19 protein-coding genes are annotated in these 21,923 nt (G+C 71.5%); 10 read left to right on the top strand and 9 right to left on the bottom strand.

Features of this window, described 5'->3' with window-relative positions:
• The first annotated feature begins 187 nt into the window (after positions 1 to 187).
• The 6 genes from ACFYYH_RS13105 to ACFYYH_RS13080 all read left to right on the top strand — a co-directional run bounded on the left by ACFYYH_RS13105 (position 188) and on the right by ACFYYH_RS13080 (position 7,913).
• Positions 188 to 979: a redox-sensing transcriptional repressor Rex gene (locus tag ACFYYH_RS13105; RefSeq protein ID WP_388549637.1), complete on the top strand. Its 792-nt coding sequence runs from the start codon at positions 188 to 190 to the stop codon at positions 977 to 979.
• Positions 976 to 2,331, top strand: coding sequence for a glutamyl-tRNA reductase (locus tag ACFYYH_RS13100; RefSeq protein ID WP_388549634.1), 1,356 nt, complete (start codon positions 976 to 978; stop codon positions 2,329 to 2,331). The genes ACFYYH_RS13105 and ACFYYH_RS13100 overlap by 4 nt, the downstream gene beginning before the upstream one ends.
• The gene (gene hemC / locus ACFYYH_RS13095; RefSeq protein ID WP_388549632.1) at positions 2,328 to 3,305 is read left to right on the top strand and encodes a hydroxymethylbilane synthase; all 978 of its coding nucleotides are present in this window, start codon (positions 2,328 to 2,330) and stop codon (positions 3,303 to 3,305) included. Before ACFYYH_RS13100 ends, hemC begins: the two co-directional genes overlap by 4 nt.
• Positions 3,302 to 4,963 carry a uroporphyrinogen-III synthase gene (locus ACFYYH_RS13090; RefSeq protein ID WP_388549629.1) on the top strand — a complete coding sequence of 554 codons (1,662 nt, stop codon included), beginning with the start codon at positions 3,302 to 3,304 and terminating at the stop codon, positions 4,961 to 4,963. Before hemC ends, ACFYYH_RS13090 begins: the two co-directional genes overlap by 4 nt.
• A 248-nt stretch (positions 4,964 to 5,211) precedes the next feature.
• On the top strand, positions 5,212 to 6,210 hold the full coding sequence (gene hemB, locus ACFYYH_RS13085; RefSeq protein WP_388549627.1) for a porphobilinogen synthase: 999 nt from the start codon (positions 5,212 to 5,214) through the stop codon (positions 6,208 to 6,210).
• A 290-nt stretch (positions 6,211 to 6,500) separates the two neighbouring features.
• The gene (locus tag ACFYYH_RS13080; RefSeq protein ID WP_388549625.1) at positions 6,501 to 7,913 is read left to right on the top strand and encodes a helix-turn-helix domain-containing protein; all 1,413 of its coding nucleotides are present in this window, start codon (positions 6,501 to 6,503) and stop codon (positions 7,911 to 7,913) included.
• Positions 7,914 to 7,986: 73 nt separating this feature from the next.
• On the opposite strand, the gene argS is transcribed toward ACFYYH_RS13080, so the two are convergent.
• On the bottom strand, positions 7,987 to 9,783 hold the full coding sequence (gene argS, locus ACFYYH_RS13075) for an arginine--tRNA ligase (protein WP_388549622.1): 1,797 nt from the start codon (positions 9,781 to 9,783) through the stop codon (positions 7,987 to 7,989).
• A 243-nt stretch (positions 9,784 to 10,026) separates the two neighbouring features.
• Between argS and lysS the strand changes: the two genes are divergently transcribed.
• On the top strand, positions 10,027 to 11,856 hold the full coding sequence (gene lysS / locus ACFYYH_RS13070) for a lysine--tRNA ligase (RefSeq protein ID WP_388549620.1): 1,830 nt from the start codon (positions 10,027 to 10,029) through the stop codon (positions 11,854 to 11,856).
• Positions 11,857 to 12,042: 186 nt separating this feature from the next.
• Here the strand turns inward: lysS and ACFYYH_RS13065 are convergent, their stop codons facing one another.
• The 3 genes from ACFYYH_RS13065 to ACFYYH_RS13055 form a co-directional block, all read right to left on the bottom strand.
• The gene (locus tag ACFYYH_RS13065; protein ID WP_388549617.1) at positions 12,043 to 13,515 is read right to left on the bottom strand and encodes a DUF2637 domain-containing protein; all 1,473 of its coding nucleotides are present in this window, start codon (positions 13,513 to 13,515) and stop codon (positions 12,043 to 12,045) included.
• A gap of 273 nt (positions 13,516 to 13,788) precedes the next feature.
• Positions 13,789 to 14,544: a DUF3558 domain-containing protein gene (locus tag ACFYYH_RS13060; RefSeq protein ID WP_388549615.1), complete on the bottom strand. Its 756-nt coding sequence runs from the start codon at positions 14,542 to 14,544 to the stop codon at positions 13,789 to 13,791.
• A gap of 127 nt (positions 14,545 to 14,671) precedes the next feature.
• A complete protein-coding gene (locus ACFYYH_RS13055) occupies positions 14,672 to 15,595 on the bottom strand; it encodes a DUF3558 domain-containing protein (protein WP_388549612.1) in 924 nt (307 codons plus the stop codon).
• Between the two features lie 186 nt (positions 15,596 to 15,781).
• On the opposite strand from ACFYYH_RS13055, the gene ACFYYH_RS13050 reads away from it, so the two are divergent.
• Entirely contained in the window at positions 15,782 to 16,975 is a 1,194-nt protein-coding gene (locus ACFYYH_RS13050; RefSeq protein WP_388549610.1) for an RtcB family protein, read from the top strand.
• Positions 16,976 to 17,123: 148 nt separating this feature from the next.
• Here the strand turns inward: ACFYYH_RS13050 and ACFYYH_RS13045 are convergent, their stop codons facing one another.
• Positions 17,124 to 17,897, bottom strand: a complete 774-nt coding sequence (locus ACFYYH_RS13045) for an SDR family NAD(P)-dependent oxidoreductase (protein ID WP_388549607.1) — start codon at positions 17,895 to 17,897, stop codon at positions 17,124 to 17,126.
• A 139-nt stretch (positions 17,898 to 18,036) separates the two neighbouring features.
• The gene (locus ACFYYH_RS13040; protein WP_388549605.1) at positions 18,037 to 18,387 is read right to left on the bottom strand and encodes a YnfA family protein; all 351 of its coding nucleotides are present in this window, start codon (positions 18,385 to 18,387) and stop codon (positions 18,037 to 18,039) included.
• Between the two features lie 87 nt (positions 18,388 to 18,474).
• Here ACFYYH_RS13040 and ACFYYH_RS13035 point away from each other — a divergent pair, with 87 nt between their 5' ends.
• Positions 18,475 to 19,077 carry a hypothetical protein gene (locus ACFYYH_RS13035; protein ID WP_388549602.1) on the top strand — a complete coding sequence of 201 codons (603 nt, stop codon included), beginning with the start codon at positions 18,475 to 18,477 and terminating at the stop codon, positions 19,075 to 19,077.
• Positions 19,078 to 19,184: 107 nt separating this feature from the next.
• Here ACFYYH_RS13035 and ACFYYH_RS13030 read toward each other — a convergent pair whose 3' ends face one another.
• Complete coding sequence (locus ACFYYH_RS13030) at positions 19,185 to 19,922, bottom strand: Mut7-C RNAse domain-containing protein (RefSeq protein WP_388549601.1); 738 nt, start codon at positions 19,920 to 19,922, stop codon at positions 19,185 to 19,187.
• 81 nt (positions 19,923 to 20,003) lie between these two features.
• A complete protein-coding gene (locus tag ACFYYH_RS13025) occupies positions 20,004 to 20,528 on the bottom strand; it encodes a GNAT family N-acetyltransferase (RefSeq protein ID WP_388549598.1) in 525 nt (174 codons plus the stop codon).
• 224 nt (positions 20,529 to 20,752) lie between these two features.
• Here ACFYYH_RS13025 and ACFYYH_RS13020 point away from each other — a divergent pair, with 224 nt between their 5' ends.
• A complete protein-coding gene (locus ACFYYH_RS13020; protein ID WP_388549596.1) occupies positions 20,753 to 21,016 on the top strand; it encodes a GlsB/YeaQ/YmgE family stress response membrane protein in 264 nt (87 codons plus the stop codon).
• Between the two features lie 193 nt (positions 21,017 to 21,209).
• Here ACFYYH_RS13020 and ACFYYH_RS13015 read toward each other — a convergent pair whose 3' ends face one another.
• The gene (locus ACFYYH_RS13015; protein WP_388549594.1) at positions 21,210 to 21,887 is read right to left on the bottom strand and encodes a histidine phosphatase family protein; all 678 of its coding nucleotides are present in this window, start codon (positions 21,885 to 21,887) and stop codon (positions 21,210 to 21,212) included.
• Between the last annotated feature and the right edge of the window lie 36 nt (positions 21,888 to 21,923).

Here is a 21,923-nt window from a genome sequence, read left to right as displayed (position 1 = left end):
TGTGCAACGGGTCGATGCGGTCGCCGGTTCCGGGATCGCCGGATCGGGATGCGTGACCCCGGTCACTTTGCTCGGACAAAACGGACACTATCTTTGTGCACGCGTTCACAAAGACATAGCCTGCATTCGACGGGGCGGTCCTGGGACATACGGCCGCCTGCAGCCTCGCTCATCCCGCAGGAGCACCGTGGCAACTGGCCGAACTCACCGACCGGCGACCCGTAGCCGAGGAATCCCCGAGGCCACCGTCGCCAGGCTTCCGCTGTATCTGCGGGCGCTGACCGCTCTGTCCGAGCGGTCCGTACCCACGGTCTCCTCCGAGGAACTCGCGACCGCGGCCGGGGTGAACTCCGCGAAGCTGCGCAAGGACTTCTCCTACCTCGGTTCGTACGGGACCCGGGGCGTCGGGTACGACGTCGAGTACCTCGTCTACCAGATCTCCCGTGAGCTGGGGCTCACCCAGGACTGGCCGGTCGTCATCGTCGGTATCGGCAATCTCGGCGCCGCCCTCGCCAACTACGGCGGGTTCGCCTCACGCGGGTTCCGGGTCGCCGCGCTCATAGACGCCGACCCCGCGATGGCCGGCAAGCCGGTCGCCGGAATGCCGGTCCAGCACTCGGACGAGCTGGAGAGGATCATCAGCGACAACGGCGTCTCCATCGGCGTCATCGCGACCCCCGCGGGCGCCGCCCAGCAGGTCTGCGAGCGGCTGGTCGCCGCCGGAGTGACCTCGATCCTCAACTTCGCGCCGACCGTGCTCTCCGTTCCCGACGGGGTGGACGTACGGAAGGTCGATCTCTCCATCGAACTCCAGATCCTCGCCTTCCACGAGCAGCGCAAGGCCGGCGAGGAGGCCGCCACCGAAGCGGCCCTGGCCGCCGCGGCCGAGCGTGACAGCCTCACCGACGGCGCGGCCGACGGCCCCGCCGCGAACCGCAAGGGACCCGACGGCGACGTTCCGGCGGTGATGCCGGCATGAGTCTCCTCGTCGTCGGACTGAGCCACCGCAGCGCACCGGTGAGTGTGCTGGAGCGGGTCTCGCTCCCCACCGACATCCAGGTCAAGCTGTTGCAGGACGCGCTCGCCGCGGAGCCCGCGACCGAGGCCGCCGTTCTGGTCACCTGCAACCGCATCGAGCTGTACGCCGACGTCGACAAGTTCCACGCTGGAGTGGCCGAGCTGTCCACGCTGCTCGCCCAGCACAGCGGGGTCGGGCTGGAAGAGCTGACTCCCTATCTCTATGTGCACTACGAGGACCGCGCGGTCCACCACCTCTTCTCGGTGGCCTGCGGTCTGGACTCGATGGTCGTGGGCGAGGGCCAGATCCTCGCCCAGATCAAGGACGCGCTGGCGCTCGGCCAGGAGCTGCACACCGCGGGCCGGCTGCTGAACGACCTCTTCCAGCAGGCGCTGCGGGTCGGCAAGCGGGCCCACAGCGAGACCGGTATCGACCGGGCCGGACAGTCGCTGGTCACCTTCGGCCTGGAGCAGCTCGCCGCGGGCCGGGCGGTGGAGGCCTGGGCCAAGGGCGCGAGCGCCCTGGTGATCGGCGCGGGCTCGATGTCCTCGCTGGCCGCCGCCACGCTCGCGCGGGCCGGGGTGGACGAGATCGTCGTCGCCAACCGCACGGCCGCGCGCGCCGACCGGCTCGTGGAGATCCTCGGCCAGCCCGGCGGCACGGGCGTGACCGCGCGCGCCGTGGGCATGGGCGCCGTCGGTGACGAGCTGACACGTGCCGATGTCGTCGTGTCCTGCACCGGCTCGACCGGTGTGGTGCTGACCGCCGACGCCGTGGAGGCCGCGGTGTACGGCCGCAGGGCTCCCCTGGCGCTGCTCGACCTCGCCATGCCCCGTGATGTCGACGCCGCCGTGCACCGTCTCGGCGGGGTCAGGCTCGTGGACATCGAATCACTGGCCGAGGCCTCCGCCGACGCCCCGATGGCCGCCGATGTCGATCAGGTGCGCACCATCGTCTCCGACGAGGTGGCCGCCTTCGGCGCCGCCCAGCGCGCCGCGCACATCACCCCGACCGTGGTCGCGCTGCGCGCCATGGCCGCCGAGGTGGTGAGTAGCGAGGTCGCGCGCCTCGACGGCAGGCTCCCCGATCTCGACGAGAGGCAGCGCGCCGAGGTCACCAGGACCGTGCGCCGCGTCGTCGACAAACTCCTGCACGCGCCCACCGTGCGGGTCAAGCAGCTCGCGAGCGAGCCCGGCGGCGCCGGGTACGCGGACGCGCTGCGTGAACTCTTCGACCTCGACCCGCAGACGGTCGCCGCCGTCAGCCGGGCCGACCTGAATGACACCGACGGTGTAGGCAGAGGGCGAGTATGACCGACAAGGCACTGAGGCCCGAGAAGCCACTGAGGCTCGGAACGAGGCGCAGCAAGCTCGCCATGGCCCAGTCCGGGCTGGTGGCGGAGGCGGTGCGCGAGCTGTCCGGCCGGCCGGTGGAGCTGGTCGAGATCACCACGTACGGCGACACCTCCCGCGAGCACCTCGCGCAGATCGGCGGCACGGGCGTCTTCGTCACCGCGCTGCGCGACGCGCTGCTGAGCGGGGAGGTCGACTTCGCGGTGCACTCCCTCAAGGACCTGCCGACGGCGCAGCCCGACGCGCTGACGCTGGCGGCGGTCCCGCGCCGCGAGGACCCGAGGGACGTGCTGATCGCCCGGGACGGGCTGACCTTCGAGCGGCTGCCCGCCGGTGCCCGCGTCGGTACGGGTTCGCCGCGCCGCACGGCCCAGCTCAACGCGTACGCGCGCGACCACGGCCTCACCATCGAGACCGTCCCGATCCGGGGGAACATCGACACCCGGATCGGTTATGTCCGCAGCGGGGAACTCGACGCCGTCGTGCTCGCCGCCGCCGGACTTCAGCGGATCGGCAGGACCGACGAGGTGACCGACTTCCTTCCGGTCGACACCGTCCTGCCCGCCCCCGGCCAGGGGGCCCTCGCCGTCGAGTGCGCCGCGGTCAACGTGGACCTCGCCGCCCTGCTCTCCGGACTCGACGACCCGCACACCCGGGTCGCCGTGACCGCGGAGCGATCCCTGCTCGCCGCCCTGGAGGCCGGCTGCAGCGCACCTGTGGGTGCGCTGGCCGACCTGCTGGCCGACGGACAGGTTGTCAACGAAATGCGCCTGCGCGGTGTCGTCGGTACGACCGACGGCTCGACGCTGGTGCAGTTGTCCATCACCGGTCCCGTACCCCCGTCGCTCGGCGACGCCGTCGCGCTCGGTCGCGAACTCGCGTCCGAGATGCTCGCCAAGGGTGCGGCCGGTCTTATGGGGGAGCGAGCACTTTGAGCCCCACCACCTCTGACCTGTCGGCCTGCTCCGCATCGGGGCACGTCACCTTCCTCGGTGCAGGACCCGGAGATCCGGGTCTGCTGACACTCCGCGCCGTCGAGGCGCTCGCGGGAGCGGATGTACTGATCGCCGAGCCCGATGTGCTCGAAATGGTACGCAGCCATGCCAGGGCGGGAGTGAGCACCCCTGCACTGACGGTTGTCGACGATGCGTCAACAGCCGCCGGTATTCCCCCGATCCGGGATGCTGCCAATCTTGTCATGGAGGCCGCGCGGGGCGGAAAGCGGGTCGTCCGTGCGGTCACCGGGGACCCGGGGCTGGACGGGGACGCGGGCACGGAGATGCTCGCCTGCGCCTCCGCCGGCATTCCCTTCGAGGTCGTCCCCGGTATCGCCGCCGCGGTCGGTGTCCCGGCGTACGCCGGGGTGCCGTTGCGCGACGCGCAGGGCACGGACGTACGGCTCGTGGACGCCAGGACCGCCAGCGACCGCTGCTGGAGCGAGGTCGGCGCGAGCGACGGCACGGTCGTGGTCTCCGCCACCCTGGAGTCGGTCGCGGGCGCCGCCGGTGAACTCGTCGCGGCGGGCCGCAAGCCCGACACCCCGATGACCGTCACCGTGGCCGGCACGACCACGCGCCAGCGCACCTGGACGGCCACGCTCGGCACCATCGCGCAGACGCTGAAGCAGGCGAAGGTGCTGCCGTCCCCGGACGGACACCAGCCCGTCATAGCCGTGGTCGGTGAGCGCAGCGCCGCCGCGCAGCGTGATCAGCTCGCGTGGTTCGAGTCCAAGCCGCTGTTCGGCTGGAAGGTGCTCGTGCCGCGTACGAAGGAGCAGGCCGCGTCGCTTTCCGACCAGCTCAGGTCGTACGGCGCGGTACCGCACGAGGTGCCGACCATCGCGGTCGAGCCGCCGCGCACGCCGCAGCAGATGGAGCGCGCGGTCAAGGGCCTGGTGACCGGCCGGTACGAGTGGATCGCCTTCACCTCCGTCAACGCGGTGAAGGCGGTGCGGGAGAAGTTCGAGGAGTACGGGCTCGACGCCCGCGCGTTCGCCGGGATCAAGGTGGCGGCGGTCGGCGAGCAGACCGCCGCGGCGCTGGTCGACTTCGGGGTGAAGCCGGACCTGGTGCCCTCGGGCGAGCAGTCCGCCGCCGGACTGCTGGAGGACTGGCCGCCGTACGACCCGGTGTTCGACCCGATCGACCGGGTGTTCCTGCCGCGGGCCGACATCGCCACCGAGACGCTGGTGGCCGGGCTGATCGAGCTGGGCTGGGAGGTGGACGACGTCACGGCGTACCGCACCGTGCGCGCCTCGCCGCCGCCGGCCGAGACCCGGGAGGCGATCAAGGGCGGAGGCTTCGACGCCGTGCTGTTCACCTCGTCCTCGACCGTACGGAACCTCGTCGGTATCGCGGGCAAGCCGCACAATGTGACGGTGATCGCGTGTATCGGCCCCGCGACGGCGAAGACCGCCGAGGAGCACGGTCTGCGGGTCGACGTCCTCTCGCCGGAGCCTTCGGTGCACAAGCTGGCCGAGGCGCTCGCCGCGTTCGGCACGCAGCGCCGTGAGTCGGCGCGGGAGGCCGGGGAGACGGTGACCCGGCCGAGCGAGCGCAGGCCGGGCAGCCGCAGACGCCGTACGACGACCTGACGAGCGACGTCCCACTCCGAGGACCATGGGCCCGTTCGAGGACCGTGGGCCCGGCCGCCGGTGCGGCCGGGCCCACGGTGCGTTTCCGGTCGCGGTGTCGGTAAGGCGGCCGGGCGCCTGGGGCTATGGTCGAAGGTGGTCCGACGGCCGGCCGGGCGCCCCGGTCCGGCCGGGCTCCCGGCGCCGGAGCCGACCCGTCCCGGGCCCGGCGAAGCGGCGCACCCCAGAGGCGCGAGAGGCGACTGACGATGACTGTGTACGGATCCTTTCCCGGTTCGCGGCCCCGGCGGCTGCGGGTGAACCCGGTGCTGCGGCGGATGGTCGCGGAGACGCGGCTGCACCCGGCGGATCTCATCCTCCCCGCGTTCGTACGGGAGGGGATCGACCGGCCCGTCCCCATCGCCGCGATGCCCGGCGTGGTCCAGCACACGCTGGACACCCTGCGCAAGGCGGCGGCGGAGGCGGCCGCGGCGGGCGTCTCCGGGATCATGCTCTTCGGTGTCCCCGAGGACGCCAAGAAGGACGCGGCCGGCACGGCGGGCACGGACCCCGACGGCATCCTCCAGGCCGGCATCCGCGCGGTGCGGGCGGAGGTCGGTGACGAGCTGGTCATCATGTCCGACCTGTGCCTGGACGAGTACACCGACCACGGCCACTGCGGGGTGCTGGACGCGGAGGGCCGTGTCGACAACGACGCGACCCTCGAACGGTATGCCGAGATGGCACAGGTCCAGGCCGACGCGGGTGTTCATGTGGTCGGCCCCAGCGGCATGATGGACGGTCAGATCGGGGTGGTCCGTGAGGCCCTGGACACCATCGGCAAGGAGGACGTGTCGATCCTCGCCTACACGGCGAAGTACTCGTCCGCGTTCTACGGTCCCTTCCGTGAGGCCGTGGGCTCCTCGCTGAAGGGCGACCGCAAGACGTACCAGCAGGACCCGGCGAACGTACGGGAGTCCCTGCGGGAGCTGGCGCTCGACCTCGACGAGGGCGCCGACATGGTGATGGTCAAGCCGGCCCTGCCCTATCTGGACGTCCTGGCGCGTATCGCCGCCGAGACGGCCGTGCCGGTCGCGGCGTACCAGATCTCCGGTGAGTACGCGATGGTCGAGGCGGCGGCGGAGAAGGGCTGGATCGACCGTGACGCGGCGATCATGGAGACCCTGACCGGGATCAAGCGCGCGGGCGCGGACATGATCCTGACGTACTGGGCCACGGAGGCCGCGGAGAAGCTCGGCGCGCGCTGACACCGGCCGCGCGCTGACACCGGCCGCGGGGCGCCTCGGCCTCCTGGGGCGGCGAGTACGGCGCGTACCCGCCTGCCGCGTAGCCGCATTCGGTCGGATTCCTGTCATTCGGTACGGACGGCTGTCATTCGGTATGCGACGGGGACGCGGTCGTGAGCGGCCGCGTCCGGCAGGGACAATGGAGACGCGGGAACTCTGCGCACTGGTTGACCTGGGAAAACGAACACTCCCCGGACCGGAACGGCGTTCCCGGGATGGTCCGGTAGGGGAAGTCGAGGGGGAAACAGCCAGTGCCGACGACCGAGGCCGAGGCCTTCGCGGGACTGCTCAGGGAAGTGAAGGACCGCTCGGGACGCAGCTACGGAGTCCTCGCCGGGAAGCTCCATATGAGCACGTCCACGCTGCACCGCTACTGCAACGGCGATGCCGTGCCCGCCGAGTTCGCCTCCGTCGAGCGGCTCGCCAGGCTCTGCGGGGCGACCGCCGAGGAACTGGTCGAACTGCACCGGCGCTGGATCCTGGCGGACGAGGCCAGACGGCGAGCACGGTCGGCCGCGCCGCCCGCTGCCGCGCCGCCCGCCGCCCCGCCCGCTGCCGCGCCGGCCGCTTCCGTGCCGGCCACGCCCGTGTCCGAGCCCGGCCCGGCTCCCGCCCCTGACCCCGCTTCCGCTCCCGCTTCCGCTGTCGAGTCGGCGCAGTCCGGGCCCGCGATGGCCACGTCCGTACCCGAGGTGCGTACGTCGCGGGACGCTCCCCGTACCCCCGGTGGCGTCCGTACCGGTGTGTCGGCCGGACGGCTGCGCCTTGTTCTCGCCGCGGTCGCGGTCGTCGCGGTCGCCGTTCCCGCCGTGGTCCTGGGCGGCCGGGCCGCGCTGTCGTCGGGGGACGGTTCCGTCGCCGCCTCGGCGGCGGACACCCCGGGCGAAGGCAAGGGCGCGGGGGCGGGCACTCCGTCCTCCGCTCCGGCCGAGGCGAAGTCCCCGTCCGTGTCCCCCTCCGACTCCCGCCCGGCCGACGCGAGTCCGCCGGCCTCCCCGGGCGCGAGCCGGACGCCCGCCGCCGACCGTGCCTCCTCCGGCGCGGACACCGCTCCCGCCACCGGGGCCGTGCCGGTCGCGGTGTCCGTCCGTCCGTACGCCTTCGAGGACCCGTGCAGTCAGCACTACCTCATCGACCGTCCGCCGGCGGAGGTCCCTCCGCCGCCCACCGAGCAGGACGCGGCCGGCTGGGTCAACGCGCTCGGCGGGGTCGCGAGCGACGGCCAGTTCATCGAACTCACCGTGCAGGGCACCGGCGCGGAGACGGTCGTGCTCCAGGCGCTGCGCGTACGCGTCGTGAAGAGCGGCGCCCCGCTCGCCTGGACCGACTACGCGATGGGGGTCGGCTGCGGGGGCGGAGTCTCCACGAAGTCCTTCGACATCGATCTGGACGCGGCCAGGCCCGGTTCCGTGCCGAAGGCAGGTCAGCGGGACTTCCCGTACAAGGTGAGCGAGTCGGATCCCGAGGTGCTCTATGTCTCCGCCCGTGCGAGCACGCGTGAGGTGAGCTGGTACCTGGAGCTGGAGTGGTCCAGCGGTGAGCGGCACGGCACGCTCCGGGTGGACGACCGCGGCAGGCCGTTCCGTACGAGCGGAGCGTCGGGACGACCCCGGTACGACTATCCGCCGGGCGGTACGCAGTGGCAGCCGGCCGCCACGGGCTGAGCGGGCCGGACAGGCCTGGACCGGACGGCCCAGGCCTTGGCCGACAAGGCGTAGCTGCTGTCCGACCGGACGTCTAGAGGCGCTCGGGGGCCCGGATGCCGAGCAGGGCCAGGCCCCGCTGGAGCGTGCGGGCCGTCAGATCGCACAGGAACAGCCGGTTCTCGACCTGGGCGGGGGTGTCCGCCTTCAGCACCGGGCACTGGTCGTAGAACGTGGTGAAGTGCGACGCGAGCTGGTACAGATACGCCGCCAGCTTGTGCGGCTCGTACGAGGACGCGACCTCGGCCAGGACCGCGCCGAACTCGTCCACATGCAGGCCGAGCGCCCGCTCCGCCGGGGCCAGCTCCAGCTCCGGGCGGGCGGCGGGAGCGGTGTCGCCCGCCTTGCGCAGGATCGACTTGATCCGGGCGTACGCGTACTGGAGATAGACGGACGTGTCGCCGTGCAGCGAGACCATCTGGTCCAGGTCGAACTTGTAGTCCCGTACCGCCGAGGTCGACAGATCCGCGTACTTCACCGCGCCGATGCCGACGTACCGGCCGTTCTCGGTGATCTCGTGCTCGCTGAGACCGGCCTTCTCGGCCTTCTCCCGTACGACCGACGTCGCCCGCTCGACCGCCTCGTCGAGCAGGTCCTGGAGCCGTACGGTCTCGCCCTCACGCGTCTTGAACGGCTTGCCGTCCTTGCCGAGCACCGTGCCGAACGCGAGCTGGACGGCGTGCACCTCGTCGTTGAGCCAGCCGGCCCGCCGCGCGGTCTCGAAGACCATCCTGAAGTGCAGCGACTGCCGTACGTCCACGACATACAGCAGGGCCGTCGCGTCCAGGTTCCGCACCCGGTCGCGGATCGCGGAGAGGTCGGTGGCCGCGTAGCCGTAGCCGCCGTTGGACTTCTTGACGATCAGCGGGACCTGATTGCCGTCGGGCCCCTTCACATCCTCGAAGAAGACACAGAGCGCGCCCTCGGAGCGGACGGCGACGCCCGTCTCCTCCAGGATCCGGCAGGTCTCCTCCAGCATGTGGTTGTAGCCGGACTCACCCACGACGTCGGAGTCGTGGATCTCCAGGTCCAGCTTGTCGAAGACGGAGTAGAAGTAGATCTTCGACTCGTCCACGAAACGCTGCCAGAAGACCCGGGTCTCCTCGTCACCGGCCTGGAGCGCCACCACCCGGTCGCGTGACCGCGCCTTGAACTCCTCGTCGGAGTCGAAGAGCGCGCGCGAGGCCTTGTAGAGCCGGTTCAGGTTCGACATCGCGGTCTCGCCGTCGACGGCCGCGCCGGCGCCCGCACCGGCACCGTCCCCGGCACCGTCCCCGTGGTCCAGCTCGTGCGGGTGCTCGACCAGATACTGGATGAGCATGCCGAACTGGGTGCCCCAGTCGCCGATGTGATGGCGCCTGATCACCTTCTCGCCGGTGAACTCCAGGATCTCGACCATCGCCGCGCCGATCACGGCCGACCGGAGATGACCGACGTGCATCTCCTTGGCCACGTTCGGCTGCGCGTAGTCGATCACGGTCGTGCCCGGCCGCTCCGCGTACGGCACACCGAGCCGGCTGTCCGCCGCCCGCGCCGCGAGGGTCTCGATGATCGCCCGGTCCGTGACGCCGATGTTGAGGAAGCCGGGTCCGGAGACCTCGATGTGCTTGATCGGGCCATCGGCGGGGAGCGCGGCGACGACCCGCGTCGCCAGCTCGCGCGGATTGCCCTTGAGCTTCTTCGCGAGCGCCAGGATGCCGTTGGCCTGGAAGTCGGCCCGGTCGCTCCGGCGCAGCAGCGGGTCCGCGGTACCGGCCTCCGGCAGGGCTGCCGAGAGGGCGTCCGCGATGCGCTGATCGACGGTCGAAGCGAGGGAAGTGACCGAGGCCATGGGCTGGTGCCGTTCCTGTCGGGTGCGGTGAGGGATGCCTGAGCGGCGGTGCGTGCGGTGCGGGAGCGTGGTGCGCGGCGTGGAGCCGCGGGCCGTCCTCACGTCGTGCCGCTCCTTGAGCTTGTCCCAGTATCCCATGGGCCATCAAGGCGTTTTCGCTCTGTCCGGGGGACCTGGGACAATGAGGGACACCGGTTCCTCATGGCCACCGGACCCCCAGCAGGGCGTAGCAGAGAGAAGGACGTGCCGACCGTGGCTCAGAGCACAGAGACCGACTGGGTCTCCCGTTTCGCGGACGATGTCATCGCCGAGTCGGAGCGGCGTGCGCCTGGCAAACCGGTCGTGGTCGCGTCAGGACTCTCCCCCTCGGGCCCGATCCATCTGGGCAATCTGCGCGAGGTCATGACCCCGCACCTGGTCGCGGACGAGATCCGCAGGCGGGGGTACGAGGTCAGGCATCTGATCTCGTGGGACGACTACGACCGCTACCGCAAGGTGCCCGCGGGCGTGCCGGGTACGGACGCGTCCTGGGCCGAGCACATCGGCAGGCCGCTGACGTCGGTGCCCGCCCCTGCCGGGTCGGCCTATCCGAACTGGGCCGAGCACTTCAAGGCCGCGATGACCGAGTCGCTGGCCGAGCTGGGCATCGAGTACGACGGGATCAGCCAGACGGAGCAGTACACGTCGGGGGTGTACCGCGAGCAGATCCTGCACGCGATGAAGCACCGCGCCCAGATCGACGCGATCCTCGACCGCTACCGGACCAAGGACAAGGCCAAGGCCAAGGGCCAGGACGGCGGACAGGCCGCGGGCCAGGACGGCGGACAGGACGCGGGCCGGGACGGGGGCCGGGCGGGCGCCAAGGTCCCGGCCCAGGCCAAGGGCGGCCGGAAGAAGGCCGAGGAGGCCGAGCTGGAGGCCGAGGAGGGCTCGGGCGCCGCCGCCGAGGACGACGGCAGCGGCGGCTCCGCCGGCTACTTCCCGTACAAGCCGTACTGCGGCGGCTGCGGCAAGGATCTGACCACCGTCACCTCGTACGACGACGGAACGACGGAGCTGACGTACACCTGCGCGGAGTGCGGCTTCTCCGAGACCGTGCGGCTGAGCGAGTTCAACCGCGGCAAGCTGGTCTGGAAGGTCGACTGGCCGATGCGCTGGGCGTACGAGGGCGTCATCTTCGAGCCGTCCGGGGTCGACCACTCCTCGCCGGGGTCCTCGTTCGTCGTGGGCGGCCAGATCGTGCGGGAGGTCTTCGACGGGGTACAGCCGATCGGCCCGATGTACGCCTTCGTCGGGATCTCCGGGATGGCGAAGATGTCGTCGAGCAAGGGCGGGGTGCCGACCCCGGCCGACGCGCTGAAGATCATGGAGGCGCCGCTGCTGCGCTGGCTCTACGCGCGGCGCAGGCCGAACCAGTCGTTCAAGATCGCCTTCGACCAGGAGATCCAGCGGCTCTACGACGAGTGGGACGCGCTGGAGCGCAAGGTCGCGGACGGTTCCGTCCTGCCGGCCGACGCCGCCGCGTACGCCCGCGCCACGGGCACGGCGGCCGGGGTGCTGCCGAGCACGCCACGCCCGCTGGCCTACCGCACGCTGGCGTCGGTCGTGGACATCACCGCCGGTGCCGAGGAGCAGACCCTGCGGATCCTCAGCGAGCTGGACCCGGCCCGTCCGCTGACCTCGCTGGACGAGGTGCGCCCCCGGCTCGACCGCGCCGAGAACTGGATCACCAGCCAGGTGCCGGCCGAGGCGCGGACGATCGTGCGCTCCGAGCCCGACCACGCGCTGCTGGACTCGCTGGACGAGCAGGCGCGGGAGTCGCTGCGGCTGCTGCTGGAGGGTCTGGACAGCCACTGGTCGCTGGACGGGCTGACCACGCTCGTCTACGGGGTGCCGAAGGTACTGGCGGGTCTGGCGCCCGACGCCAAGCCGACGGCGGAGCTGAAGACCGCGCAGCGGTCGTTCTTCGCGCTGCTGTACCGGCTGCTGGTGGGCCGGGACACCGGGCCGCGGCTGCCCACGCTGCTGCTGGCGGTGGGGGCGGACCGGGTGCGGAAGCTGCTCGGCGCCTGAGCCTGTCGCGCCGGATGCCGACTCAGGGTCCGGGTCCGTCCCCGATGGGGGCGGACCCGGACCCTGAGGCTGTTTCGGGGCTCGGCTCTCTTCGGGCGCCCGGCTGTCGTCGGGCTTCCGGCTGTCCTCGGGCGCCGGGCTCTGTTCGGGTACCGGACCCACTTCGGGCGCCGGGCTCTCTTCGGGTTACGCGATGTGCTCGGAGTCCAGCTCCGCCTGGTAGCGGTAGGGGAACTCACGCAGATAGGGCCGAAGCGCGCTCTCGGTCAGCGGGCCGCCGTTGCGCCCCGTGATGCTGTACAGGTCCATCAGATAGAGGCCGAACTGGCGGGCGTTGGGGAAGCCGCCGTTCTCGCTGATGTACTTCCGGAAGGCCCCGTAGTACGCCTCTTCGCGCGTGACGTCGTCGGGCAGGTTGGGGGTGGGCAGCTCTTCGGACTGCTCCTGGCCGGGGCCGGCGGGACCCGCGGCCTCGGTCTCGGAGGGCTCGGCCTGCTGCTGGGGCTGCTCCTGCGCGCGCTGTACGGGCACGCCGCCGAGCGGGCGGCTACGGCCGGGGCCGGAGGGAATCATCACCGGCGTGGGTTCGAGGCCCTCCACATAGGTGGGGTTGTAGGCGCCCTCGTACGCGCCCTCCGGGACCTGGGGCGCCGCGAACCACGGGCTGATGTGGGTCGGGGTCTGGGGCGGGAACTGGGCTTCGGCGTCGGGCTGTTGCTGCTGGCCCTGCTGGCCCTGCTGGCCCGGCTGCGGCTGCTGCTGGGGCTGCGCCGGCTGCTGCTCCTGCTGCGCCGGAGCGTCGGGGTGCGGGCCCTGCCCGTTCTGCTGGAACTGCGGCTGCTGCTGGGGCTGCTGGGGCTGGAGCTGTGCTTGTGGGTCCGGGGCGTGTGCCGGTGCCGGGACATCGGCGGATACCTCGGCCCGGCCCTGCGGGAGTTCGGCCATCGGCGGCGCGGGCGGCAGCAGCACCGGCTCTATCCCGGCGGCGGCCAGACCCGAGGGCGCGGTGTCCGCGAGCGGTACGCCGTACTTCGCGAGCCGCAGCGGCATCAGCGCCTCGATGGGGGCTTTGCGGCGCCAGTTGCGGCCGAACCGCGCCTGGAGACGTGACTGGTAGATGAGCCGGTCCTGTTCGAGCTTGATGACCTGCTCGTACGACCGCAGCTCCCACAGCTTCATCCTGCGCCACAGCATGAACGTGGGGCCGGGCGAGAGCAGCCAGCGGGTGAGCCGTACGCCCTCCATGTGCTTGTCGGCGGTGATGTCCGCGATCCGGCCCACCGCGTGGCGCGCGGCCTCGACGGAGACGATGAAGAGGAGGGGGATCACCGCGTGCATCCCGACGCCCAGCGGGTCCGGCCAGGCCGCCGCGCCGTTGAAGGCGATGGTGGCCGTCGTCAGGATCCACGCCGACTGGCGCAGCAGCGGGAAGGGGATACGGATCCAGGTCAGCAGGAGGTCGAGCGCGAGCAGGACACAGATGCCCGCGTCGATACCGATCGGGAAGACCAGTGAGAACTGCCCGAAGCCCTTCTCCTCCGCCAGTTCGCGTACGGCGGCGTAGGACCCCGCGAAGCCGATCGCGGCGATGACGACCGCTCCGAAGACCACGACCCCGATGAGTATTCGGTGCGTGCGTGTGAGCTGCATCGCGGCCACCCGCGATCCCCTCCCGTAATCGACTCCCCAGGACACCGTGCGGCGCCGAGTGACGCCGTGTGAGACGTCGGACAGCCGGTCAGGTACTCGACAATCGGTACCCGACGGCCCGACATCCGGCGGGCACAGCCTGGCACATGTGTGCGCATGGTGTGGTGCGGGGAGCGGAGCCGGGCCCCCGGGGAGGGCCGGCCGCCTGGGGAAAAGCGGAGAAAACCCCCCGCGCCGAACGCCGGCGTGTGCCCGCCCGGCCTCGGCGGACTACTCGGCGGACTACTTGGCGGCCGAGTCGCCGGCCGCGGACTCGCCGGTGGCGGGCGCCTGTCCGGAGCCGACCGCCACCGCCGCCACGACCTCCTTGGCCGCCTTCACCGCGTCCTTCGACACGTCGGCGACGCCGGGCGACTTCGCGCCCGCGTATCCCGCGCCGTTGTAGGTCAGGGTCACGACGACATTCTCCGTACGGGCCACGACGGTGGCGTACGAGAAGTCCTCGTCGGTCTTCTTGAGCGCGTATGTGACGGTCGTCGCCTCGTTGCCGATCCCGCTCGACGGGGTCGCCTTGACCTCCTTGGCGCCCTCCGTGCCCTGGGCCCCTGCGACCTCCTTCGTGTAGTACTCGGCGGCCCGCTCGGCGCCGCTGCCGAGCGTCACGTCGGAGTCGTACCGGGCGAGGGACACATCGAGCCAGCGGTACTGCGAGCCCTTGACGCCGTTGTCGTCCAGACCGTTCCAGGAGCAGCTCGCGCGCACCGTGATGTCGCTGGACTTGCCCGCCGTACCGCCCTTGATCTTGGCCTTCGGCACGAGCGAGTCGACCGTCTTGCGGCCGATCGTCTTGCAGACGTCGGGCAGTCCGGTGAACCTGGCGGGGGCGACGGTCGCGGACGGCTGGACGCTCGGGCTCGCGGAGGAGCTGTCGGCGTCGCTCTTCTCGCCGGAGTCGGACGAGCAGCCGGCGACGGCGAGCATCACCGGAACGGCTGCGCAGGCGAGTATGCGGGGGAGTCGCGAGGCTGATCGGTGCATGGTTCCTTCACTCGGTCATTCGTCATACGGTCCGATCGGCCACGGTAACCGGCGAGCCGGGCGCGCGGGGCCTCGAACCGGAGCCCGGCCCCGGCCGCGGAGCGACCGGAGGCCCGGCGGGGGGCCGCTACTCGTCGAGTTCCTCGGCGAGCCTCTTGGCCAGTCCCCGTGCCTTGTCCTGCAGTTCTCTGCTGTCGGGCACCGCGGTGGTGAGCGCGGGCTGCTCGGTGTACCGGACGGTCACGATCACATTGGATGTGCGGAACACCACGCTCACCGTGCGGTGCTGAGCGGCCGAACCGGAGCGCGCGAGGATGTCGTCCAGGAACGCGGCGTCACCGAGACCGTCCAGGAGGCGGGGCTCCAGACCCTCGGCGGGCGGGGTCTCGGACGGTGATCCCGAGGGGCCGCCGGAGGGAACGGCCGGTGCGGAGGAGCCGGTCTGCGCGGTGGTGTTCGGGTTTGTCCCGGTATCCGTATCCGTATCCGTATTCGTGCCCGTATCGGGGTCTTCGGCACCGGGGTCGGTGGCGGATCCGGAGGCGGGGGGCGAACCGGCGGGCGTGGAGGACGGGCTCGCGGCGCTGCCGCCGCTCGGCGTCGGCAGCGCGGCGGCGGTCTCCTGCTTCCCGTAGACCTCCTGCGCCCGCTGGTCGTCGCTCACGGCCGGGTCGTACGACACCACGCGTTCGAGATCGATCACGAGCTGGTGGGAGGCGACGGCGCCGTCGGCCTTCCAGCTACAGCCGACGCGGCGGTCCGTGTCATAGGTGACGGCCGCCGTGCCCCCGTACACCTTCGCCTGCTGCTCCTCGGGGAGCGAGGCGGCCCCGGGCAGCAGCTCCCTGAGCAAGGAGCGCGGTACCGCGCCGCAGGGCTCGCGGAGCGTGCGGTACTTGCCGGGGGCGGCGGCCGTGGCGGTGATGGAGCTGCCCGGCTTGGGGTCGGCGGCCGAGCCGCCGTCCCCGCCACCGCCGGAGCAACCCGCGACGGCGGTCACGAGGAGCGTCGCCAGGCCGGGTAGGTACGCGTGTCGCGCCTTGGGCTGCACGGTCCCGGGCTCCCTTCTGTACGGGGTTCCGCGCGGGGGCCGCGCGAAAACTGCTTGCCGCCGGATGACGGTCGATGGACACAATGTCTATCGCACGCACTGCCGTCGACGCTGGTCGGCTGTCTCCTTTGACGGCCCTGGTTCCGGTTTTTGCGTTATTCGGACTTTCGGGGGAATCGAGGAGCTATGTCTTATGTAGAGATGCCGGGTGCGAAGGTCCCGATCCGTATGTGGGCGGACCCGGCGGCGGTCGACGACAGCGCGATGCAGCAGCTCCGCAATGTTGCCACGCTGCCCTGGATCAAGGGCCTGGCCGTCATGCCGGACGTGCACTACGGCAAGGGCGCGACGGTCGGTTCGGTGATCGCGATGCACGGCGCGGTCTGCCCGGCGGCGGTGGGGGTGGACATCGGCTGCGGCATGTCGGCGGTGAAGACGTCCCTGACGGCGAACGATCTGCCGGGCGACCTCTCCCGCCTCCGCTCCAAGATCGAACAGGCGATCCCGGTCGGCCGCGGAATGCATGACTCCCCGGTGGACCCGGGCCGTATGCACGGTTTCCCGACGGCGGGATGGGACGACTTCTGGCAGCGGTTCGGGGGAGTGGCCGATTCGGTCAAATTCCGCGAGGAACGTGCCACGAAGCAGATGGGAACGCTCGGCAGCGGAAATCACTTCATTGAGTTCTGTCTCGATGAATCGGGCTCGGTCTGGCTGATGCTTCACTCCGGATCGCGGAACATCGGCAAGGAACTGGCCGACCATCACATCGGCGAGGCCCAGAAACTGCCGCACAACCAGGGACTGATCGACAGGGACCTGGCCGTCTTCATCGCGGACACCCCGCAGATGGCGGCGTACAGGAACGATCTCTTCTGGGCGCAGGAGTACGCGAAGTACAACCGAGCGATCATGATGGGGCTCTTCCAGGACGTGGTCCGCAAGGAGTTCAAGAAGGCCAGGGTGGCCTTCGACCCGGTCATCTCCTGCCACCACAACTATGTGGCGGAGGAGCGTTACGACGGTATGGATCTGCTGGTCACCCGGAAGGGCGCGATCCGTGCGGGCAGCGGGGACTTCGGCATCATCCCGGGCTCGATGGGGACCGGCTCGTACATCGTGAAGGGGCTGGGGAACGTCGCGTCGTTCAACTCGGCCTCCCACGGGGCGGGCCGGAAGATGAGCCGCAACGCGGCCAAGCGGCGCTTCTCGACGCGGGACCTGGAGGAGCAGACCCGGGGCGTGGAGTGCCGTAAGGACGCGGGCGTGGTGGACGAGATCCCGGCCGCGTACAAGCCGATCGAGCAGGTCATCGATCAGCAGCGGGATCTGGTGCGGGTCGTGGCGAAGCTGAAGCAGGTCATCTGTGTGAAGGGCTGACGGGCTGACGGGCTTGGTGAAGGGCTGACGGGCTTGCGGGTCCGCCGGGCTGCGGGTTCGTCTGGCTGTGGCTCTGTGGCTCTGTGGCTCTGTGGCTCTGTGGCTCTGTGGTTCCGGTGGACGGTCGGCCGGGCTGTGCCGGCCGTCGTCACAGCTCGCGGTGGACCTTGGTGTTGGAGGCCTGGGCGCGGGGGCGGACGACCAGCAGGTCGATGTTGACGTGGCTGGGGCGGGTGACCGCCCAGGTGATCGTGTCGGCCACGTCGTCGGCGGTGAGGGGTTCCGCGACGCCCGCGTAGACCTTCGCCGCCTTCTCGGTGTCGCCCCGGAAGCGGGTGGTGGCGAACTCCTCGGTCCTGACCATGCCGGGGGCGATCTCGATCACCCGGACCGGGGTGCCGACGATCTCCAGCCGCAGGGTCTCGGCGAGGACGTGCGCGCCGTGCTTGGCGGCCACATAGCCCCCGCCGCCCTCGTAGGTGCTGTGACCGGCGGTGGAGGAGAGGACGACCACCGTTCCGTCGCCGCTCGCCGTGAGGGCGGGCAGCAGGGCCTGGGTGAGGTTGAGCGTGCCGATGACGTTCGTCTCGTACATCTGGCGCCAGTCGGCCGGGTCGCCGGTGGCCACCGGGTCGGCGCCGAGCGCGCCCCCGGCGTTGTTGACCAGGACGTCCACGGAGGGGAAGCCGTCGAGTTCGGCGGCGAAGGCGTCCACGGCCGCGCGGTCGGTGACATCGAGGGCGTAGGCGCTGGCGAGGTGGCCCGCGGAGGTGATCTCCGCGGCGAGGGCCTCGATACGGTCCTTGCGGCGGGCGGTGACGACGACGTGGTAGCCGGCCGCGGCGAGCTGCCGCGCGGTGGCGGCGCCGATGCCGCTGCTCGCTCCGGTGATGACGGCGATGGGGGTGCCCGCGGCGGTCATGACGTACTCCTCGCGCGTGTGATCGATGTGGTGCCAGGATAGGCAGGGGGCGCGGGCCGATGTGCGGCCTGCCCGGAGCGTGGACCGGAGGTGTGCGCGGTCCGGGGGTGTGCGCGGTCCGTTCCGTCGTGGCGGGGTGTCAGTGGCCGCGCGGTGCGTACATGATCAGCGCCATACCGGCCAGACAGACCAGCGCGCCCGTGACGTCCCAGCGGTCCGGGCGGTAGCCGTCGGCGACCACGCCCCATGCGATCGAGCCCGCGACGAAGACCCCGCCGTACGCCGCCAGGATGCGGCCGAACTCACCGTCCGGCTGGAGCGTGGCGACCAAGCCGTACGCGCCCAGGGCGAGGACTCCGGCGCCGATCCAGATCCAGCCCCGGCCCCCTCCGCCGCCGTCGCCGCGCACGCCCTGCCAGACCAGCCAGGCGCCGCCGATCTCGAAGACGGCGGCGACGAGGAAGAGGGCGACGGAGCGGAGCACCAGCATGCGGACAGCGTGCCATGCGGGTGATCGGGGACGCGTCGGCCTGGCGATTTATCGGTATTGCGGTGTGATGATCAGTATGTTCGCCTCATGGGTGTAATGGGTAAAGCGCTGCTCGTAGGGGTGTCCGCGGTCGCGGTGGTGATGGCGGGGGCGGGTCCTGGCTCCGGTGCGGGGGCGGGCCCGGGTGTGGGAACAGGCTCCGGTGCGGGGGCGGGCCCGGGTGTGGGAACAGGCTCCGGTACGGGCCTCGGCGCGGGAGCGGGGGCCGGCGGCTCCGGCGTTTCCCGGGCCGCCGGTCCCGTCGAGCCGGAGGCCGATCTGGCCCACCACGGCCATGTGTCGCTGCGGAGCGGCAAGTTGACGCTGCGGCTTCGGACGCAGAACCACGGGCCGTCCGTACTGACGGAGGCCACCGTGCGGCTGGACTTCTCGGTCCCGCTGCTGCCGGGCCAGGCCCTGCCGCCCGCCTGTCTCTGGGCGACCGAGCGGACGGTGCTGTGCCGTACGGGGCAGATCAGGGCGGCCGGACGGGGGCAGGAGATCCCGGTCGACCTCACGGCGTTCGGTGAGCCGCAGGAAGTGGTGGTCCGGATCGACACCGCGTGGAACGGGGGCGCGAGCGACCGCGACACCGGGAACCACCGGCACCGGATGCTGGTCCCGGACACCGGCGACAAGTACGTCTTCTGACACCAGCCCCGCCGGTCCGGCTGATCCCCGCCGGTCCGGCCGGTGCGGCTGATCCCCGCCGATCTGGCTGGTCCGGCTGATCCCCGCCGATCCCGGCCGCGCAGGGCCTACTGGACCGCCGCGGGGCCGAATTCGCGTACCGCCGCCTCGACGATCGCCGCCAGCCGGGCGTGGTGGGCGCCCCGCCAGTACACCCGGCCGCAGGAGCGGCACTGGGCGAAGACGTCGTACGAACGCTGGGTGCCGTGCTCCAGCCGCTCCTGGACGGAGTCCTTGTCCGCGGGGCCCAGTTCGCCGTTGCAGGCGGTGCAGCGGGTCCACGGCGCGAGGGCGGGTGCGAAGCGTTCCAGCACGTCACGGAGCTGGTCGTCCGGCCGGTCGCTGTAGATGTACGCCCCGGCCCAGATCTCGCGCCGCCGCAGCAGTCCGCGGTCCCGGGACAGCATCACGCGGCGCTCGGTGGCGGAGAGGGTGGCCAGCGCCGGATCCCCGGGGTCCGCGCTCTCGTACGCCGCGTCGACGCCCAGCAGCCGCAGCCGTCGCGCGAGGGTGCCGAGATGGACGTCCAGCAGGAAGCGCAGGGGTGCGCCCGGCACCCGCTGCGGCCGGCTCACGGCCTGTACCTCGACCGTTTCGCCCGCGGCGGGGATGTGCGCGACCGGCACGTCCCGGCCGTCGACCAGCAGCCGGCCCACCTCGGTGAGCGGGACGCCGAGCGATTCGACGGCGTGGCCGAGCGTGGACGAACCGTCGGTGACCACGGCCGTACGTCCCTGACGCCGCTCGGCCGCCACGAAGAGGCGCAGCTCAGGGGCGAATCCGATCTGGATCTCCGGTCCGTTCACGACGTCAGGATGTCATCGGACGGGGGGAGCGGGCCAGGGGATTCCGGGCCGCTCCGGCCGGGTGGGCCGAGCCGCGGGAGCTCAGTCCCGCTCAAGGTCCAGCCGCCAGTCGTTGCAGCGCATCACATGGCCAGCCGGGTACTCGAAGTCGCATTCGCCCTGGAGGGTGAAGCCCGCCCGGCGGCACAGACGGTTCGACGGCGGATTGTCCACGGAGGGGAAGGCGTGCAGATAGCGGTGCTTCTTCTCGGCCCTCGCCTGTGCCACGAGCGCCGCGGCCGCCGCGGCGGCGATGCCCCGTCCCTGGAACGCGCCGAGGACCCCCCAGCCCGTCTCGTACACCTCCTGTCCCTGCCAGGTCTTCTCCCAGAACCCGATCGTGCCGACCGCCTCGCCGTCCGGCAGCAGCACGACGCGGAACATACGGCCCCTGCCCGTGCGGTCCGCGCTCATGTCGACGTAGCGGTTGTGCCGCTTGAGGAGTTGCTCCTCCGTCTCCGGGCCGCCGAGGTGGGTCATGAGTTCGGGGGCGTTCGTCGCACGGAGAAGGCCGAGATCGGTTTCCGACCATGGTTCGAGCCGTACACGTGGTGCTCTGATCTCCATGTCACGCACTGTAGGACGGGGGACTGACAGGGGCCCGGGACCGGCGCCGGTCTTCGTGACACGCGGTGATACTGCGCGGCACCCGATCGTGGTCCCTGACCATCGCCGGTACTCCTGAAACCGAACTGGCGAACTATCGCACTCCCGGACTGAACGCATTTTCGGTGGGCAGACGTTCTGGCATACACCACGATCGGTAGCGAGTGTGGTGAGAAGGAGCGGACATGGAGATCTCCGGCATTTTCGCGGCCATTGTGATCGGCATCGTCATCGGAGTCCTGGGACGGCTGGTCGTCCCCGGGCGCCAGCGCATCGGTGTGCTGCTGACGATCGTCGTCGGTATCGTCGCGGCCCTGATCGGCACGGCCCTGGCGGCGGCCTTCGGGGTCGCCGATACGGACGGACCCGACTGGATCGAGTGGATAATCCAGATCGGTCTGGCGGCGGTGGGTGTCGCCGCGCTGGACCGGGCCAAAGCCCGCCACTGACGAGCCCGAGCACGACCCCGAGCCCGAGCATGAGCCCGAGCCCGGCCTGCCGGGCCGCGGCACCTTGGGGGCCACCGGGCTTACCGGCGCCACCGGGGCTACTGGGGCCACCCGGGCTACCGAGGCCGTCGGCGACGGGCTGGGGCCTCCCGGGCCCGAGGGGCCCCCGGGCCTGACCGGCAGGGGCCGACGCTCAGGGCGCGGCGGTGTGCAGCGGACGGCCGCCGAGCAGATTCCAGCGGCCGTCGCGGCCGCTGAGTTCGGTGACGGACAGGGGCTGTATGTCGATCCGCCAGAACGACCGCAGGGAGGCGCCGAGGGCGTGGACCGCGGCGGCGCGGACGATGTCGGGTTCCGCCACCGCGATGACGCGTCCGGCCGGATCCTCGCCGGAGGCGGAGGCGGAGCCGGAACCAGAGGCGGAGGCGGAACCGAGGCTGTCCAGCCAGTGGCCGACGCGGGCGTGGAGGGCCACCAGGGACTCCCCGCCATGCGGTGAGGACGCGGGGTCGGAGAGCCAGGCGGCCACCGACTCCGGTTCCGCGGCGGCCACGTCGTCCAGGGTTCTGCCCTGCCAGCGGCCCATCGCGCAGGGCGCCAGTTCGGACAGTGGCTCGGCGTCCAGACCGAGCAGTTCGGCGGTCCTGCGGCAGCGGCGTGAGGGTGAGACGTACAGCGCGGTCGCGCGGGGGAAGGTCTCCCGTACGGCTTCGGCCTGCCGGAGCCCGAGGGGATCGAGAGCGTCGGAGTCGGCTCCGGTTCCGTCGGCGATGTCCGTGTCCGGATCGGTCCGGCCGGTGCTTCCGGGGAAACGGGCCTCGCGCAGGGCCTTGCTGATGGCCGGTGAGATGAACATCACCCGGGTGGTCATAGGGCTCCCCTCGCCGCGCTCCCGGGCCTCGCGGCT

The sequence above is a fragment of the Streptomyces sp. NPDC002018 genome (assembly GCF_042890865.1).
Classification (GTDB): Bacteria; Actinomycetota; Actinomycetes; order Streptomycetales; family Streptomycetaceae; genus Streptomyces.
This window is presented reverse-complemented; position numbering and strand designations above follow the sequence as displayed.